General features: G+C 37.7%; 10 protein-coding genes, 2 tRNA genes and 1 rRNA gene. 8 read left to right on the forward strand and 5 right to left on the reverse strand.

Going from position 1 to position 17,044, the window contains the following annotated elements:
• Positions 1-158: 158 nt before the first annotated feature.
• Positions 159-2,993 carry a DNA polymerase I gene (polA, locus tag DYR29_RS20390; RefSeq protein ID WP_213278288.1) on the forward strand — a complete coding sequence of 945 codons (2,835 nt, stop codon included), beginning with the start codon at positions 159-161 and terminating at the stop codon, positions 2,991-2,993.
• A gap of 189 nt (positions 2,994-3,182) precedes the next feature.
• Here the strand turns inward: polA and DYR29_RS20395 are convergent, their stop codons facing one another.
• Genes DYR29_RS20395 through DYR29_RS20405 form a run of 3 tightly spaced genes read right to left on the reverse strand, consistent with a single transcriptional unit; the run spans position 3,183 to position 4,717 of the window.
• Positions 3,183-3,743: a hypothetical protein gene (locus DYR29_RS20395; protein ID WP_213278289.1), complete on the reverse strand. Its 561-nt coding sequence runs from the start codon at positions 3,741-3,743 to the stop codon at positions 3,183-3,185.
• A 7-nt stretch (positions 3,744-3,750) separates the two neighbouring features.
• A complete protein-coding gene (locus tag DYR29_RS20400; RefSeq protein WP_213278290.1) occupies positions 3,751-4,149 on the reverse strand; it encodes an immunity 22 family protein in 399 nt (132 codons plus the stop codon).
• A gap of 10 nt (positions 4,150-4,159) precedes the next feature.
• Positions 4,160-4,717: a YdeI/OmpD-associated family protein gene (locus tag DYR29_RS20405; protein ID WP_213278291.1), complete on the reverse strand. Its 558-nt coding sequence runs from the start codon at positions 4,715-4,717 to the stop codon at positions 4,160-4,162.
• 147 nt (positions 4,718-4,864) lie between these two features.
• On the opposite strand from DYR29_RS20405, the gene DYR29_RS20410 reads away from it, so the two are divergent.
• On the forward strand, positions 4,865-5,512 hold the full coding sequence (locus DYR29_RS20410; protein WP_213278292.1) for an MgtC/SapB family protein: 648 nt from the start codon (positions 4,865-4,867) through the stop codon (positions 5,510-5,512).
• Between the two features lie 41 nt (positions 5,513-5,553).
• On the opposite strand, the gene DYR29_RS20415 is transcribed toward DYR29_RS20410, so the two are convergent.
• Positions 5,554-6,042 carry a copper resistance protein NlpE gene (locus DYR29_RS20415; RefSeq protein WP_249413549.1) on the reverse strand — a complete coding sequence of 163 codons (489 nt, stop codon included), beginning with the start codon at positions 6,040-6,042 and terminating at the stop codon, positions 5,554-5,556.
• 278 nt (positions 6,043-6,320) lie between these two features.
• Between DYR29_RS20415 and DYR29_RS20420 the strand changes: the two genes are divergently transcribed.
• The 3 genes from DYR29_RS20420 to DYR29_RS20430 all read left to right on the forward strand — a co-directional run bounded on the left by DYR29_RS20420 (position 6,321) and on the right by DYR29_RS20430 (position 10,603).
• Positions 6,321-8,459: a S46 family peptidase gene (locus DYR29_RS20420; protein WP_213278293.1), complete on the forward strand. Its 2,139-nt coding sequence runs from the start codon at positions 6,321-6,323 to the stop codon at positions 8,457-8,459.
• 72 nt (positions 8,460-8,531) lie between these two features.
• Positions 8,532-9,530, forward strand: a complete 999-nt coding sequence (locus DYR29_RS20425) for a polysaccharide deacetylase family protein (protein ID WP_213278294.1) — start codon at positions 8,532-8,534, stop codon at positions 9,528-9,530.
• Positions 9,527-10,603 carry a GNAT family N-acetyltransferase gene (locus DYR29_RS20430; RefSeq protein WP_213278295.1) on the forward strand — a complete coding sequence of 359 codons (1,077 nt, stop codon included), beginning with the start codon at positions 9,527-9,529 and terminating at the stop codon, positions 10,601-10,603. The genes DYR29_RS20425 and DYR29_RS20430 overlap by 4 nt, the downstream gene beginning before the upstream one ends.
• Positions 10,604-10,686: 83 nt before the next feature.
• Here DYR29_RS20430 and DYR29_RS20435 read toward each other — a convergent pair whose 3' ends face one another.
• Positions 10,687-13,554, reverse strand: a complete 2,868-nt coding sequence (locus DYR29_RS20435; protein ID WP_213278296.1) for a M16 family metallopeptidase — start codon at positions 13,552-13,554, stop codon at positions 10,687-10,689.
• Between the two features lie 1,488 nt (positions 13,555-15,042).
• Here DYR29_RS20435 and DYR29_RS20440 point away from each other — a divergent pair.
• From DYR29_RS20440 to DYR29_RS20450, 3 genes are all read left to right on the forward strand, one after another.
• Positions 15,043-16,559: ribosomal RNA gene (locus tag DYR29_RS20440) — 16S ribosomal RNA — on the forward strand.
• A gap of 214 nt (positions 16,560-16,773) precedes the next feature.
• Positions 16,774-16,847 (forward strand) — tRNA-Ile (locus tag DYR29_RS20445).
• An 83-nt stretch (positions 16,848-16,930) separates the two neighbouring features.
• Positions 16,931-17,004: transfer RNA gene (locus DYR29_RS20450), tRNA-Ala, on the forward strand.
• The last annotated feature ends 40 nt before the right edge of the window (positions 17,005-17,044 follow it).

A 17,044-nucleotide genomic window follows, 5' to 3' on the forward strand; every position in this document is an offset into this window, starting at 1 on the left:
AATACAATGTAAAGAAAAAAAGAACAGTATACCGTTGGTATACTGTTTTTGTGTTTTCATGCACTTCCACCTTGAACCCCGAATCTCCATCCCCGAAACCCTTCCTCAAACTACCAACTTTTACTCCTATTTTCTTATATTTGTTCATTATTCAAAATATGGACGCAACACAAGATAAAAGGCTGTTTCTCATCGATGCCTATGCGATGATTTTCAGAGGATATTACGCATTAATCAGGAATCCAAGACTCACCAGTAAAGGACTGGATACTTCTGCGATCTTTGGTTTTACCAATTCTTTGATCGAATTGATCAGAAGGGAAAAACCTACCCACCTGGCAGTAGTTTTTGACGTAGGACAGGCGAGTGTAAGAACTGATGACTATTCAGATTACAAAGCCAACAGAAGCGAAACTCCTGAAGCGATTAAAATTGCTGTTCCATACATCCACAGAATTCTTGAAGCCATGCATATTCCCCGCCTGGGAGTAGAAGGATATGAGGCGGATGATGTAATAGGTACTATTGCGTGCAAAGCAGAAAAGGAAGGGTATACCACTTTCATGGTAACACCGGATAAGGATTTTGCACAGCTGGTTACAGATAATATTAAAATTTATAAACCAGGCTTAAAAGGGGGAGATATTGAAATTCTCGGAGTAGAAGAAGTAAAAGCAAAATACGAAATTGAAGATCCTAAGCAGGTAATTGATTTCCTTGCTATGATGGGTGATGCAGTAGATAATATTCCCGGGCTGGAAGGTGTAGGAGAAAAAACGGCGATGAAGTTTCTGAAAGAATTTGGAAATATCGAAACTTTATTAGCCAATACCGATAAGCTGAAAGGAAAGCTGAAGGAGAAAGTGGAAGCTTCTGCAGAGCGTGGTATTTTATCTAAAAAATTAGCAACTATTATCTGTGATGCCCCTGTAGAATTTCATCAGGAACAATATGATCTGGAAACTCCGGATTTTGAAAAAGTAAAAGAAGTCTTTGATGAAATAGAATTCAGGAGACTTTACGAAAATCTTTACAGAGCTTTTGCTCCTGCTCCGACAGAAACAGTGGTGGTGAGCGAGGTAGAAGTAAAGCAGACTCCGGCAGGTACAGAAATCAAAGGACAGGTAATGCAGCTTGATCTTTTTGCCAATTTTGAAGAGCTGGAACAGGCTACTTCTACAAAATCTACCATTGAGCAGAATGATCATCTCTATCAGTTTATTGATAATCCAAAAGCACAGAAAAAACTGGTCGATAATCTTTTACAGCAAAAGGTTGTTTGCTTTGATACGGAAACCACTTCATTAAACGAACTGGAGGCAGAATTGGTGGGAATGAGTTTCTCTTATAAAAAAGGACTTGCCTATTATATTCCGCTTTCTGAAGACAGAGCTGAAGTGCTGCAGACATTAGAGATTTTCAGACCGTTTTTTGAAAAAAAAGACCTGCTGAAAATTGCTCATAATCTGAAATATGATTATAAAGTTTTAAAACAATACGACATTACCGTTAAAGGAGCAATGTTTGATACTATGATAGCCCATTACCTGTTGAATCCGGACGGAAGACACGGTATGGATTACCTTTCAGAGGTATACTTGAACTATAAACCCGTATCCATAGAAACCATTATTGGGAAAAAGGGTAAGAAACAGGGAAGCTTCAGAGATGCAGATCTGAGAACACAGACCGATTATGCAGCAGAAGATGCAGACATTACTTTCCAGTTATACGAGCTTTTTGCACCACAGTTGAAAAAAGAAAATCTGGAAGAGCTTTTTTACAATATTGAAATGCCTCTGATGGAAGTTCTTGCAAAAATGGAACTGGCAGGTATTTCTCTGGATGAAAAATGGCTGGCACAGGAAAGTGTAGACCTTGAAAATGACCTGAAGCAATTAGAAACCACAATTTTTGAACTTTCCGGAGAAGAATTCAATATGAATTCACCAAAACAGCTGGGAGAAATCCTGTTTGAAAAAATGCAGCTGGATCCGAAAGCCAAAAAAACAAAGACGGGACAATATGCAACCTCAGAAGATGTTCTTCAGAAATTAAGTTCAAAACATGAGATCATCAAGCATATTCTGGAATACAGAACCTATCAGAAATTAAAATCAACTTATGTGGATGCTCTGCCATCACAGATAGATAAGGAAGATAACAGGGTACATACCAATTTCTCACAGACTACAGCCGCTACAGGCCGTCTGGCGAGTGTAAATCCGAACTTACAAAATATCCCGATCCGAACTTTAAGAGGACAGCAGATTCGTGGGGCCTTTGTTTCAGGAGAAGGAAAGAAAATTATTTCTGCCGATTATTCACAGATTGAACTTCGTTTAATTGCTGAAATCTCGGGAGAAGATAATATGATCAAAGCATTCCAGGATGGAGAAGATATTCACGCTTCCACAGCAGCAAAACTCTTTAAAATTCCTTTGGAAGAAGTTTCCAAGACCCAGAGAAGCCAGGCAAAGACTGTAAACTTCGGTATTATCTACGGACAGGGAGCTTTTGCTTTGGCAGAACAGACCGGATTATCCCGTACAGAAGCCAAGCAGATGATCGAAGCATATTTTGAAACCTATCCAAAACTGAAGGAATACATGGCTGAGCAGGTGAATAAAGCACGTCAGCTTGGTTTTGTAGAAACCATATTAGGAAGAAAACGTCATTTGAAAGATATCAATTCCAACAATTTCGTGGTAAGAGGACATGCAGAAAGAAATGCTGTAAATGCACCGGTTCAGGGAAGTGCCGCAGATGTTGTAAAGCTTGCCATGATTAAAATTGACAGGGAACTTGAAGAACAACAGCTAAAAACAAAAATGCTGCTTCAGGTACATGATGAATTGATATTTGAATCTCCAACAGATGAGATTGAAGCCGCTTCAAAACTGATTAAAACTGAAATGGAAAATGCTTTAAAAACGCAGGTTCCTTTGTTGGTAGAAATTGGAGTAGGAGACAACTGGCTGGAAGCGCATTAATCAATACTGTAAATCATACTTTAAATAAAAAACTTCTGTCTTTTGGGCAGAAGTTTTATTTTTATTTAGAATTAGGATACCTTTATTTTTTTCCTACAGAATCTAGGTATTACTGGTAACATGATCTGGAGAAACATTTTCAAATAAATATCTCTCCTTTTTCACCTGAACTTTTCAATAAGCTGTTTTTTAGTAATGATAACCATTTTTGAAAGCTTCAAGTTTTATTTGCAGATCCTGTTTTATCTTCTCATTAATCGTTACCCATTGATGAGGATTATCAAGTTTGAAATCTTTGTATATACCTAGTAATTCCTCAAAATTAGTTTTAAAAAGATTTAATTTCTCAAAGACTCCGTTTTCAAAAAGGTCAATATATTCATCAAAACGGTAAAGAAGAAATTGCTCTTCATCGGTAAGCTGTTCTTCGTAAGAAATATGAGTGGCGGTTTCAAAGATATTTTTTAAAACTACTTTATTTTCATCTAACAGATGATATAAAATTCCTAATACAGCTCTGGATGTGATCTCTGAATCTGAATCAAGAGTATTCTTTTTTAAGACCTGTATGATATCGTGTGTATTTGCACAAGTGGAAAGCTCAATGAATACATATTCAGATTCATTCTCAGATGCCAATATGGAATCAGCCCAGCTAATGACCTTCTCTTTTCTGATCACACCATAATCTAAAAGGATTACAAAAACCTTCAGCAGATTCCCGTAATCCTTTATTGTAGCTCTTTTCATTTGAAGGCTAAATGTCATATTCTATTTCCCCCACATAATGCAGTGAAAAATCATCATTCTCTACAGAAACCGGATTCGGAATTACAAATCTTGTCGCAAAAATAATAGCATTCACGGGAGTATCCAGAATTAGCTCATTCAGTTTGTTTTCCAGGATGGGAAGCCATTGGTCGGCATAAGAATATTCTGCAAACTTGTCATAAAGACTAAGCCTTTCATCTTCAAAACCATACTCTATAAAATCATCATCAAACCATTTGATGTTTTGTGATTCCGCGAATTTTGAAACGTACTGATCATCAGTTTCCTCTTCTATATAATAATTTTCATCCTCTTCTACAAAAGCATAAAAGTCTTCTTCATTCTTGAAATATCCTAACCAGAAGTGTGAAATTTCTTTATCCATAATAATCTTTTTATTCTAATCTTTTTGATTGTTTACTTGTATCAATAGCTTTTTCAAGCCGTGAAAGTCTTGTCTTTTCCTGTTTGGCACTCATAATCCAATGTATGATAACCTTTTTATAGGAAGGAGCCTGGCTTTCAAAAAAATCCCATGCAGCCTGATCATCTGTAAACTGTTTCTGATAAACAGGATCAAGAGCAACTTCTACTTTTTCATGGGAATAAATTCCGGATTTGTTCTCTTTTCTGAGATCAAATGCTTTTTGCCCTGCGGGAGTCATCAGTTCTGCTTTGGTGAGCTCTTCAACTTTCTTGATATTGATGTTGCTCCAAATGCTGGAAGACTTTCTCGGAGTAAAACGTATAGAATAACTTTCGTGATCTATTGATTTTCGCACTCCGTCTATCCAGCCAAAGCACAAAGCCTGATCTACAGATTCAGACCAGCTCATCGAAGGTTTTCCGCTTCCGGTTTTGTAGAACCCTGTTAAAAGTTCTTTTGCATCTTCATGGTGCTTCTCAAGCCATTCTCTGAATTCTTCTTTTGTCGAAAAAAATGTAGGTTTCATAACTCCTGTACTTGCCTTTTACATTGAATCTGTAATATTACGAAAGTTTTTAGTCAAATAAAATCTTCTTGCCCTAAACAAAGTTCATTGATAACCCCGAAGATAAATTTTTTATCGTAATTTTATTCTGTGTTTAAATTATAAAAAATGAATTTTCTTCAGGACCATTACGCTGTCAAAAATGAATTATTACTCATTCTTATTTCTGTTATTTTAGGGCTGTTTATTGGTGCTGAACGTGAATACCGTAATAAATCTGCGGGTCTCAGAACCTTTATACTGGTTTGTTTCGGTGCTTGTCTCTTTACTATTCTTTCCATAAAAATTGGCGTTGAAAATCCGGATCGTCTCGCAGCCAATATCATTACCGGAATCGGATTTCTGGGGGCGGGTGTTATTTTCAAAGGAGACAATAAAATTGAAGGAATTACCACAGCAACCACTATTTGGGCAACGGCTTCTATTGGAATGGCGGTAGGTTCAGGATATGTCTATATTGCAATGTTGGGAACTGCTTTGGTATTAATTATTTTGAATGTATTGACTTACCTGCAGAATTTCATTGATAATTATAATAAAGTAAGGGAATATAAAATTGCTGTTACGGCTTCTGCGGATATTCAATATTGTGAAGATATCTTTAAAGAACACCACCTAAAATACCTGATGATCAAACAGCAGTATTCACCGGAAAGTTTAACTGTTATCTGGCGGCTAACAGGGAAAAATACCCATCATGAAGAAGTAATCAGACGTCTGGTAGATGACCCCAAAATTAAAGCCTATCAGTTTTAGAAGATATAAAAGCAAAAAAATAAAGGCCGAAGCCTTTATTTTTATTTTTTCTTGAATACATAGAGATCCTTGTTGGGACCATCAATTTCTTTTCCTTCCATATCTAACTGTATCAGCATATTTTCACCCACTTTATATTTATAATTGGCAGATTTACCTTTTAAAGTAATCATGCTTCCCGTAGAATCCCATGCAAAAGAGCCTTTATCCTGGTTCTTTGAATTTCTGTCAAGATATTCTTCAGAAATGCTGAAGGTTTTATCATTATTCAATGTTAAAGAAGTCTTGATTCCCGGACAGTCAGCACAAGGAACTGTCGCTTCATAAGTACCGGCCCAGTCCAGTGCATTTTCAGACGTGTCACCAGGTGCTGTAGGAGTAGCTTTTGTGATACTGTCTGTAGCAGCTGGTTGAACAGCTATTGCGGAATCTGTGGTTGTACCGGTTGTTTCAGTCGTTTCTTTTTTAGAACATGAAGCAATGAATAAAACTGCTCCCATTCCCAACATGAACATTTTGCTTTTCATCATAATAATTGATTTAAATATGTTTTTAATAATAAAGTTACTTCCAATCAACAAAAAGTAAGCCATAGGGGGGGAGGGTTTAATGTTTAATGTTGCTGGTTGATAGTTGACAGTATATGGTTCGGGTTTACTATATAGATCATTAAATGAATTTTTTACTTTCTTTTCATTAATACATTTTACTTTTTACATTTTACAAAAACCTACTCTTAACAACTTTTCCGCCTGTTTTATAAGGTCTATTCTTATTTTTCTTTGTAAATTCGGGCAAAATTTTGATTATGACAAAAAAGATACTTTTATCTGTATTTCTTTTGCCAGCTGCAATGGCATTTGCACAACAATATGGAGGAATGTGGATTCCTACTGAGCTGAATGAAAAGGAAATGAAGGATTTGGGAATGAAGATTTCTGCAAAAGATATTTTCAACCCTCAGAAACCAAGCATAAAGGATGCGGTAGTACAGTTTAACGGCGGATGTACTGCAGAAATTATTTCGCCTAAAGGACTGCTTTTAACCAATCACCACTGCGGTTTCGGTCAGATTCAGGCGCATTCTACCGTTCAGAATGACCTTCTTTCAAACGGATTCTGGGCAAAAAATACACAGGGAGAACTTCCTAATCCGGGCGTAAAAGTAGACTTTATTGTAGATATAAAAGAAGTTACTGATCAGATTTTGGAAGGCACAGATAACCTGACGGAACCGGAACTTACCAAAAGGATCAACAATAATATTGAGGTTTATAAAAACTCTCAGAAAATTGAATCTTACCAATCAATCATGGTAAAGCCAATGTATTATGGAAACAAATACTATGCTTACACCATCGAAACTTATAAAGATATCCGTCTTGTAGGAGCTCCGCCTCAAAGCATCGGGAAATTCGGAAGTGATACAGACAACTGGGTTTGGCCTAGACATACCGGAGATTTCTCTATGTTCAGAATCTATGCAGACAAAAACAACAGACCTGCAGAATATTCAAATGACAACGTACCTTACGTTCCAAAACACTACTTACCGGTTTCTATAAAAGATAAAAACGAAAACGATTTTACGTTTGTATTCGGATTCCCGGGAAAGACTACAGAATATCTTCCTGCAATAGGCGTAGAGAAAATCATGAAGGATATTGATCCTGCAAGAATTGCTGTACGTGATGTTGCTTTAAAAACTCTGGATGAAAAAATGCGTGTTGATAATGAAACACGTATCAAATACGCTTCAAAATATGCTTCTGTAGCGAACTACTGGAAAAAATGGATTGGTGAAGTAGAAGGATTGAAGAAATCCAATGCTGTAGAAAAGAAAGTAATGTACGAAGGCTCTTTGGTTGCTAAAAATCCGGAGATCAAAAATACATTGGATCAGTTGAATAAACTGTACAATGATCAGGCACCTTATGCTTTAAACAATGCTTATTTCACGGAAGTCGTAAAAAATGCAGAAACATTGAAGCTTGCCGGTGATTATTATGATTTTGTAGCTTCTGTGGAGGCCGGAAGAATGGATGAGAAGGAACTTACAAAGTTAAAAACAAAATTAACCTCTTTCTACAAAGATTACAGTGCAGAGCTTGATGCTAAAGTAACCGCAAAACTATTGGCTTTATATGCTAATAAAACAGCACCTCAGTTTTTACCGGCTGGTTTCAGCAAATATAAAGATGAAAGCCCGAATATTCCTGTAATAGAAGATATGTCTAAAAATTCTATCATCACAGGAAGAGCTGCTGTGAATGGGGGAACATTGACTGCAGATATTGATAAAGCGTTTTCTAACCAGGATAAACTGATCAAGACTTTAAAGAAAGATCCTATTTATCAGTTGTATGTTTCTATGAAAGAAACCTATATGAAAACCGCAGATCCGCAGTATACTTCAATGCAGGCAAAAATCGATGCTTTACAGAAAAAGTTCATGGCACAGCAGATGCAGACGGATAAAGACAGAAAATTCTTCCCGGATGCTAACTCAACGCTTCGTGTGACGTATGGTAAAGTAAAAGGATCTACACCTAGAGATGCGGTTTCTTACGGATACCAGACTCACCTGGCAGGAGTAATGGAAAAATATATTCCTGGAGATTACGAATTCGATGTTCCAAAGAAGCTGATTGACCTTTACAACAAAAAAGATTTCGGTAACTATAAAGATAAAACAGGTGATGTTCCTGTAGGATTCACTGCAACGAACCACACTACCGGAGGAAACTCAGGAAGCCCTGCTCTTGATGCCAACGGAAATCTTGTAGGATTGAATTTCGACAGACAGTGGGAAGGAACTATGAGTGATATCAACTATGATCCACGTTTCAGCAGAAACATCATGGTAGACACAAAATATATCCTTTTCATCATTGAAAAGTTCGCTGACTCAAAGTGGCTTGTTGATGAAATGAAAATTATAAAATAATTTTTAAAAGTTATACCTTTAAGAATCTATTTGAACTGAGCTTTGAATAGATTCTTTTTTATTTTAAATAAGATGAAAGACAGGATCATCAATGTTTTGGCAGCTTTTGAATCTGATAATATCGGGAAATCTTTTCCGCTGGATTACTGTTTGCCGCTTTATCACAGTGTCTCAGACAGAGAGCTTCCCCATATAAAACATGTGATCCGGTATAAGAATACAAAACAGTTTGAAGAAGATCTTGATCATCTTGCAAAGAATTTCCAGTTTGTCAACTGGCAGCAGTTCAAGGATTATATGTCTGGTGATTTTAAATCTAAGAAAAAAATTGCCCTGCTTACATTTGATGACGGTTTCAGAGAGTTTTATGATATTGCGGTGCCCATTTTGGAAAGAAAAGGTATTTATGCCTGCAATTTTGTTAATCCGGCTTTTATAGACAATAAAGATATGATGTTCAGATGCAAAGCCAGTCTTCTTGCAGATGCCGTTGAAAAAAAGAAAACCATTGATCCTAAAATTTATTTTGTGCTATCGCTTCAGAACGCCGATAGAAGCATTTTAAAGAAGAAAATTTTATCTGTAAATTATCAGGAAAAAGATATTCTGGATCAGCTTGCTGAAAAGCTTGAAGTGGATTTTAATGCCTATTCAAAAGAATTCAAACCTTATTTAAGCACAGAAGAGTTAAAAGAACTTGCCGGAAGAGGTTTCGGAATTTCTTCTCACAGCTGGGATCACCCGAAATACGGAGACTTATCATTGAAAGAACAGATGGAAACTACAGATAAAACTTTTGCTTATTTGAAGGAAAACGGTTTCCTCTATGAAAGTTTTGCATTTCCGTTTACTGATTTTGAGGTTCAGAAAGATTTTTTTGATGAGCTTTTTAAAAATGAAGAAATCTACTGCAGTTTTGGCTGTGCAGGAATAAAGCTGGATAGTGTGAAGAGAAATTTTCAAAGAATTCCAATGGAAATGGGGGAGAGTGGAGAACAGATACTGAAAAAAGAAATGGCATACTTCAAACTGAAAAGGCTGATTAATAAAAATATGATTCTGAGAAAATGATAACGCTGAAAACATTCAACAGAAAAGAACTGGAAGATTTTATATCATCCGGAGCATTTTTGCAGTATGATTTTCTTCCTGTTACGAAACATCGTGCATTATCACATATTCGGAATCCTAAAGCATCAGAGGAAGATACCCTTCTTATTCTGGCTTTCTCTGAAGAAAAACTGATCGGTTATGTAGGATGCTTCCCGGATTATTTTATCATTAATGGAAAAAAAATCCGATATGCGTGGCTGAGCACTTTGTATGCAAACCCTGAATACCGGAAAAAAAGACCCGCAAAAGCATTGCTGAAAAAGGTTTTTGAAGAATATGAAGGTAGAATTGCCATTACAGAATTTACCAAAGAAGCAGAAGCACTTTACAATATCATGGGTGTTTTTGAATATGTCTTTCCTAAAGAGGGGAAAAGGTATTACTTCAGAACCGATGCCGCTAAAATGATTCCTGAAAAAAGACCGGGAACACAACCATTGAAGCCACTTTTTCAGGCTTTGGATGCTGCTGCCAGTGTATTCATCTCAATAAAAAACTTACCAGTACAGAAACCGGATTTCAAATATGAAGTTCTTCCTCGTATTGACAAAGAAAGTGCTGATTTTATGACTGAATTTTCCGGGGTACGCAATGCAGATGAAATCAATACTTTTATAGACTATCCATGGGTTTTGGAAGGTAGAAAAGATGAAAAATATCTCTTTTCAAGCTTTGCGGGTACATTTAAATATTTTTGGATTAAGATTTTCGATCAGAATAATCAGCTCAAAGCTTGCTTACTATTACAGCTCCGCGACGGATACCTTAAAATTCCCTACCTTTTTTCAACTTCTGACTTAGCTGAGGTAGTTCAGTTTTTAAATTACTTCATTATCATCAATAAAGTGAAAGGCTTTACCAGTTATCAGGCCAGGCTGAACAAGGCAATACAGGAATCAAAAGCGTTTTCCCATATCTATAACCGTAATTTTAAAAGAGAATATCTGTTTCATCAACGGCTGCTGGAATTGCTTCCCGATAATTTTAATCCTAACTATCAGGATGGAGACGGAGATTGTATGATGACGTAATAGAATTATGAATTATCATTGATCAATTAAATTATCATTTATAAAAACAAACCGCCTGATAATGCTATCAGACGGTTTGTTTTTTAATGTCCGAAAATATCTTTCAGACTTACTTCTTTAAATGTTCCCATTTTATTGACGGCTTCCATATTCAGATTTTCTTTTTTACCGATAATGGCTGTATTAAAATCTATGGATTTCACTTCTGTCTGATAAAAATGTCTGATATCTTCAAATTTCAGATCCTGGATCTGTTTATAAATATCTTTTCTGAAATCATGATAAATATTGAGCTTTTTCAAATCTAATGTATTGAAAAAAACGTTTTCACGGGTTACTCTTGTAGAAGCAATCTGTTTAAGGGCTGCATTTCTGGAATTTTCAAACTGAATAGGTACTTCAGGAGGTTCTTTCATCAACTCGTTTAGTGTATCCACGGCAACCATAAGCTTATCAGGCTGAGTTCCGATATAGGTTGTTACATAATCAGGATGGTTAAGTTCAGAGTTGGCTGCATAAGAAACGTAAGCAGAATAAGCAAGACTTTTACTTTCACGCATCTCTTGGAAAACAATTGAAGATAATCCCCGTCCAAAATATTCATTAAATACATTGATCTTTCCAAAATGAAGCGGATTCACAAGATTTCCCTTTCCGATCTTGCTCATTTCCATCTGAACCATATCATAATTGATGAAATTTACATTTCCTCCGGTGGCAGGCTCTGGATATTGCTTCGCTTCCGGAATCTGAAGACTTTCAGTTTCTATATACTGACCAATATATCCCTTGAAATTCTCAAAGTTTTTACCATAGAAGAATACCTGATATGGATATTTGAAAAGCTTTTTCATTCTGTCAGTGAATACTTCAGAGTTGCTGTTTTCAAGTTCCTCTTTAGAAATAACATCCGTAAAACGTGAGTGAACGCCCAATTTGGTATAATTGGTCAGCGCTGTCATAATACGGTTTTTATCCTTCTTGATAGCCTCTCTGTTTTCCAGTACAGTTCCCACAAACTGATTGTAGATTTCCTGATTTGGTTTTACATCATGCATCCAGTGCTGCAGTAGAGCAATTCCTTTTTCTATATTTTCTTCCAGTCCGCTTAGAGAGATAATCAACTGGTCATTCGTAGTTTTGAAATCATTGCTGATCCCGATTTTAAAAAATTCCTTTTTTAAATCTTCAGGCGAAAGAGTATCCGTACCAAGGTATTGCAGCAACTGAGTGGAAATTCCGAGATCTCTGTCATTATCGCTTCCAAAAGGAAAAATGAAATGCAGCTGTGCAATATCATTATATTTATTCTTGACGGAACTTAATTTTTTTCCGTTAAGCTGATCAGTGGCAATCTCTTTCTGATAGTCGATAAATTCAGGTTTAATATCCTCCGTCTTATCCATTAAAATCTCTCTTAAAAAATCAGACTGAGTATCCCTGTTGATTTTAACAGGCGTAATACCTGGATTTTCAACTCTGATCAACGTATCATTGACCCCTTTTTCTTTATTGACAACAACATAATTTTCTTTGAAAAAATCCTTGGCAAAATTTACTACATCTTCCTTCGTAAAAGCAGCATACTCATCCATCTCATTCAGTTCCTGCTCCCATGTTCTTCCTTTTATATAAGAATCGTACAGTGTCGTAGCAAGTCCTTCGGCCGTTTCAAGGCCTTTCATTCTCTGAATTTTGAAATCATTGATGATTGCCGGCAGCATCCAGTCAGGGAAATCACCTTTCTTTATCAATTCGATTTCCTCCAGGACCATGTTCTTTGCTTCTTCCAGAGTTTGATTTTCTTTAGGTACGGCTACAATAGAAAAATATCCATATTGTCTTAAACCTACAGAAAATGCTTGAGCCCAAAGCATTTTTTGAGTCTGATTGATGTGCAGATCCAGTAATCCGGCTTCACCTCTGTTGCTGAGGATATTCGCAACAACATCTGCAAGCATGGCATTTCTTGTTCCATAGCTTTCCGTTCTCCATGCCAGCTGAGTGCGTGGAGTAGTAGGGCTTTTCACCGTTCTTGTGACAATTTCTGTAATGGGTTGTTCAATGATAGGTGTCTTTTTCGGAAGCTCTTTATAAGGTAAAGTACCAAAATATTGATCAACTAATTGAATGGTCTCTTCAAAATCAAGATCACCAACCAGCACCATTGCATAGTTATTAGGAACATAATATTCATCAAAATACTTATGAATAGCCTTCATAGAAGGGTTTTTCAAATGCTCCGGTCTTCCCAGTGTCGTCTGTTGGCCATTAGGATGCGTAGGGAAAAGAGCACTCATCAATTCATAGCTTACAAGTCTTGTGTCATTATCCTGAGCCCTGTTGAACTCTTCATACACAGATTCCAGTTCCGTATGAAAAAGACGAAGTACAATTTCAGAAAATCTCTCCTTTTCTATTTTCAGCCACTTTTCAAGCTCGTTGTTTGGAATATTGTTTTTATATACTGTTTCATCAAACCAGGTATGCGCATTTGTTCCGCTGGCTCCCAAAGAAGAAATGGCTTTGTCATATTCATTCGCAATAGCGTATTGGCTGGCTTCCTGAGAAACTTCATCAATCTTTTTATAGATTTCTTTTTTCTTTTCAGGATCCTGTTCTGCTTTATGCTCTTCATACAAAGCTGAGATCTGGTCCAGAAGTTCTTTTTCCTTTTCCCAGTTTTGAGTCCCGATTTTTGAAGTTCCTTTAAACATCATATGCTCTAGATAATGAGCCAGTCCTGTATTATCGGCCGGATCATTATTGCTTCCGGTTCTTACAGGAATAAAAGTCTGTATCCTCGGAGCATCGAAATTTTGAGCAAGAAAAACTTTCAGCCCATTTTTCAAAGTATAGATTCTGACGTTATTTTCGTCGTGTGTTATTGTAATATATTCGTATTGGTTTTTATCAGTATGAACCGTTTCCTTATATTTTCTGTCTGTCATATAAAACTCATTTCACTCCTTAGAATCCGGAATGCACTACAAATGTATGAAATCAAAAAAAGATGATGGCCGGTTTTATCACTATTACATCTATGGTGATAGTTGAAAAGGTAAATCATAAGAATGAAAAACCTATAATAGAAAGGATACAAAGGCTGCTGTCGGCACTCTCTTTTTTATTTAATATCTTCATTACTATATATAGGTATAGCTTTTACTATCCATTATTATATATACGATTTTTTTCAGGAGCTTATTCCTGCTATCCATTTCTACTCCTCGCGCGGTGCTTTCCCACGCGCAAACCCATCTGCTCTCCAACCCAAGCTGCGGGGTAACCATTTCTATCAGGGCTAGGGGTGGGAATTATAAATTATAAATTATAAATTATGAATGATGAATGATGAGTTTCGGGGTAGGAGGGTTTCGAGTTTCGGGTTTCTATGTAGAAAAAGAACATTGGTGTTGAATTTCATATTCCTGATTTCTATGTAAGATGGTTATTGAGTATAAATCTCTATTTCCATCGTGTCATTGCTCAGGAATCCAAACTTCTTTACGAGAGCTTTTAAAGGAAATAAGTTGGCAGAATATGTTGAAGATTTTTTTTAGCAGTTAGTATTAGCAGTGTCATGCTGAGCTGAGTCGAAGCATTTTAATTAAGCTGAATTATATTTCAGCTATTTTAATTTTACGGAAGAGTTTTATCCGGATTCCTACGGAGTGACAATACTATCCGGGATATAGAATAATAATGATTATAAATACTAATAAATACTATACCGCAGCCAAAACTTTTAAAAAGCTATTCTATATAATTATATATATACCTTATTTTGATCATTCCGCACCAACCCCCGCACCCCGCACCTCGTATCCCGAATCCCTTTCCACCGAACGAAAACCCTCTCCCACGCTCAAACCCTCCAACTCTCCAACTTTCCCTTCCTTCTTCCAAACAAATGTTTAAAATTTTTGATCCTTTGTTTCAGTAGTTTAGGGTTAAATATTACGGAAAGGTAAAATTTATGTTAAATAAACTTGTTTTGCGTTGCAAGAAGTTGTTATCTTTGCCCCACTGAAAACGAGAGTACATCAGTAGCGCAGAAGAGCTTTTAGATAAGCTAAGACATTAAGATACTTCAAAAAGAGACGGACGAAAAAACTTCAAAACTTTTATTAAAAAAAGTTGCGGGTTAAAAAAGAGTTTGTATCTTTGCAGTCCCAAATAAAGGGAGCGCAGGAGTAGGGTGATTAAGGTTAAGAAAGGAATTAAGGTTACTTAAAAAAACTTTAAAATTTTCTTTCAAAACATTTGGTCATTAAGAAATAAAGTTTTACTTTTGCACTCGCAAATACGGAGTGACACTGACAGAGAAGATTGCTACGTTAAAAAGCGAAAGATATAAAGATCATTGACATACAATATAACAACCAAGTAAAGAAAAACTAAAGCGTTAAAAAACTTTGAGTGAGTCAGACAAACATACAATGGAGAGTTTGATCCTGGCTCAGGATGAACGCTAGCGGGAGGCCTAACACATGCAAGCCGAGCGGTAGAGATCTTTCGGGATCTTGAGAGCGGCGTACGGGTGCGGAACACGTGTGCAACCTGCCTTTATCTGGGGGATAGCCTTTCGAAAGGAAGATTAATACCCCATAATATTTTTGATGGCATCATTAGAAATTGAAAACTCCGGTGGATAGAGATGGGCACGCGCAAGATTAGATAGTTGGTGAGGTAACGGCTCACCAAGTCTACGATCTTTAGGGGGCCTGAGAGGGTGATCCCCCACACTGGTACTGAGACACGGACCAGACTCCTACGGGAGGCAGCAGTGAGGAATATTGGACAATGGGTGAGAGCCTGATCCAGCCATCCCGCGTGAAGGACGACGGCCCTATGGGTTGTAAACTTCTTTTGTATAGGGATAAACCTACTCTCGTGAGAGTAGCTGAAGGTACTATACGAATAAGCACCGGCTAACTCCGTGCCAGCAGCCGCGGTAATACGGAGGGTGCAAGCGTTATCCGGATTTATTGGGTTTAAAGGGTCCGTAGGCGGATCTGTAAGTCAGTGGTGAAATCTCACAGCTTAACTGTGAAACTGCCATTGATACTGCAGGTCTTGAGTGTTATTGAAGTAGCTGGAATAAGTAGTGTAGCGGTGAAATGCATAGATATTACTTAGAACACCAATTGCGAAGGCAGGTTACTAAGCAACAACTGACGCTGATGGACGAAAGCGTGGGGAGCGAACAGGATTAGATACCCTGGTAGTCCACGCCGTAAACGATGCTAACTCGTTTTTGGTTTTTCGGAATCAGAGACTAAGCGAAAGTGATAAGTTAGCCACCTGGGGAGTACGTTCGCAAGAATGAAACTCAAAGGAATTGACGGGGGCCCGCACAAGCGGTGGATTATGTGGTTTAATTCGATGATACGCGAGGAACCTTACCAAGGCTTAAATGGGAAATGACAGGTTTAGAAATAGACTTTTCTTCGGACATTTTTCAAGGTGCTGCATGGTTGTCGTCAGCTCGTGCCGTGAGGTGTTAGGTTAAGTCCTGCAACGAGCGCAACCCCTGTCACTAGTTGCCATCATTAAGTTGGGGACTCTAGTGAGACTGCCTACGCAAGTAGAGAGGAAGGTGGGGATGACGTCAAATCATCACGGCCCTTACGCCTTGGGCCACACACGTAATACAATGGCCGGTACAGAGGGCAGCTACACAGCGATGTGATGCAAATCTCGAAAGCCGGTCTCAGTTCGGATTGGAGTCTGCAACTCGACTCTATGAAGCTGGAATCGCTAGTAATCGCGCATCAGCCATGGCGCGGTGAATACGTTCCCGGGCCTTGTACACACCGCCCGTCAAGCCATGGAAGTCTGGGGTACCTGAAGTCGGTGACCGTAACAGGAGCTGCCTAGGGTAAAACAGGTAACTAGGGCTAAGTCGTAACAAGGTAGCCGTACCGGAAGGTGCGGCTGGAACATCTCATTTTAGAGCGTCTTATGACGATAAACAAAATTAGTATCGTAAGATACAAAGTACTTACTTCAAAGTAAAGCTTTAGTTTTTTGTTTGGTTGGTTATATTAAAAATACAAAACCCACTAGAAATTAGTAAAGGGATTGAGAGAGACAAAGAAGAGAGAGTTTAGAGAAGAGACGCGGGTCAATTATCTATCAGTCTATCCTCTTTACGTCTAAGAGACAGTCTCGTAGCTCAGCTGGTTAGAGCGCTACACTGATAATGTAGAGGTCGGCAGTTCGAGCCTGCCCGAGACTACTAATTAATGCGGCTGGCAAATAGCTTATAGCTGATGGCAATAGAGCCAATAGCGAGAAGCAAGAAGCCAACAGCAACTAGAGGGGGAATTAGCTCAGCTGGCTAGAGCGCCTGCCTTGCACGCAGGAGGTCAAGGGTTCGACTCCCTTATTCTCCACAGTTTTGGAAGATTGATTTAAAAGTTACGGATGGAGCCA

This window comes from Chryseobacterium indologenes (genome assembly GCF_018362995.1).
Taxonomy (GTDB): Bacteria; Bacteroidota; Bacteroidia; order Flavobacteriales; family Weeksellaceae; genus Chryseobacterium; species Chryseobacterium indologenes_G.

Coding starts and splice junctions, on each gene's coding strand:
- polA (WP_213278288.1), top strand. CDS start 159: ATGGACGCAACACAAGATAAAAGGCTGTTTCTCATCGATGCCTATGCG.
- DYR29_RS20395 (WP_213278289.1), bottom strand. CDS start 3,743: ATGAAAAGAGCTACAATAAAGGATTACGGGAATCTGCTGAAGGTTTTT.
- DYR29_RS20400 (WP_213278290.1), bottom strand. CDS start 4,149: ATGGATAAAGAAATTTCACACTTCTGGTTAGGATATTTCAAGAATGAA.
- DYR29_RS20405 (WP_213278291.1), bottom strand. CDS start 4,717: ATGAAACCTACATTTTTTTCGACAAAAGAAGAATTCAGAGAATGGCTT.
- DYR29_RS20410 (WP_213278292.1), top strand. CDS start 4,865: ATGAATTTTCTTCAGGACCATTACGCTGTCAAAAATGAATTATTACTC.
- DYR29_RS20415 (WP_249413549.1), bottom strand. CDS start 6,042: ATGATGAAAAGCAAAATGTTCATGTTGGGAATGGGAGCAGTTTTATTC.
- DYR29_RS20420 (WP_213278293.1), top strand. CDS start 6,321: ATGACAAAAAAGATACTTTTATCTGTATTTCTTTTGCCAGCTGCAATG.
- DYR29_RS20425 (WP_213278294.1), top strand. CDS start 8,532: ATGAAAGACAGGATCATCAATGTTTTGGCAGCTTTTGAATCTGATAAT.
- DYR29_RS20430 (WP_213278295.1), top strand. CDS start 9,527: ATGATAACGCTGAAAACATTCAACAGAAAAGAACTGGAAGATTTTATA.
- DYR29_RS20435 (WP_213278296.1), bottom strand. CDS start 13,554: ATGACAGACAGAAAATATAAGGAAACGGTTCATACTGATAAAAACCAA.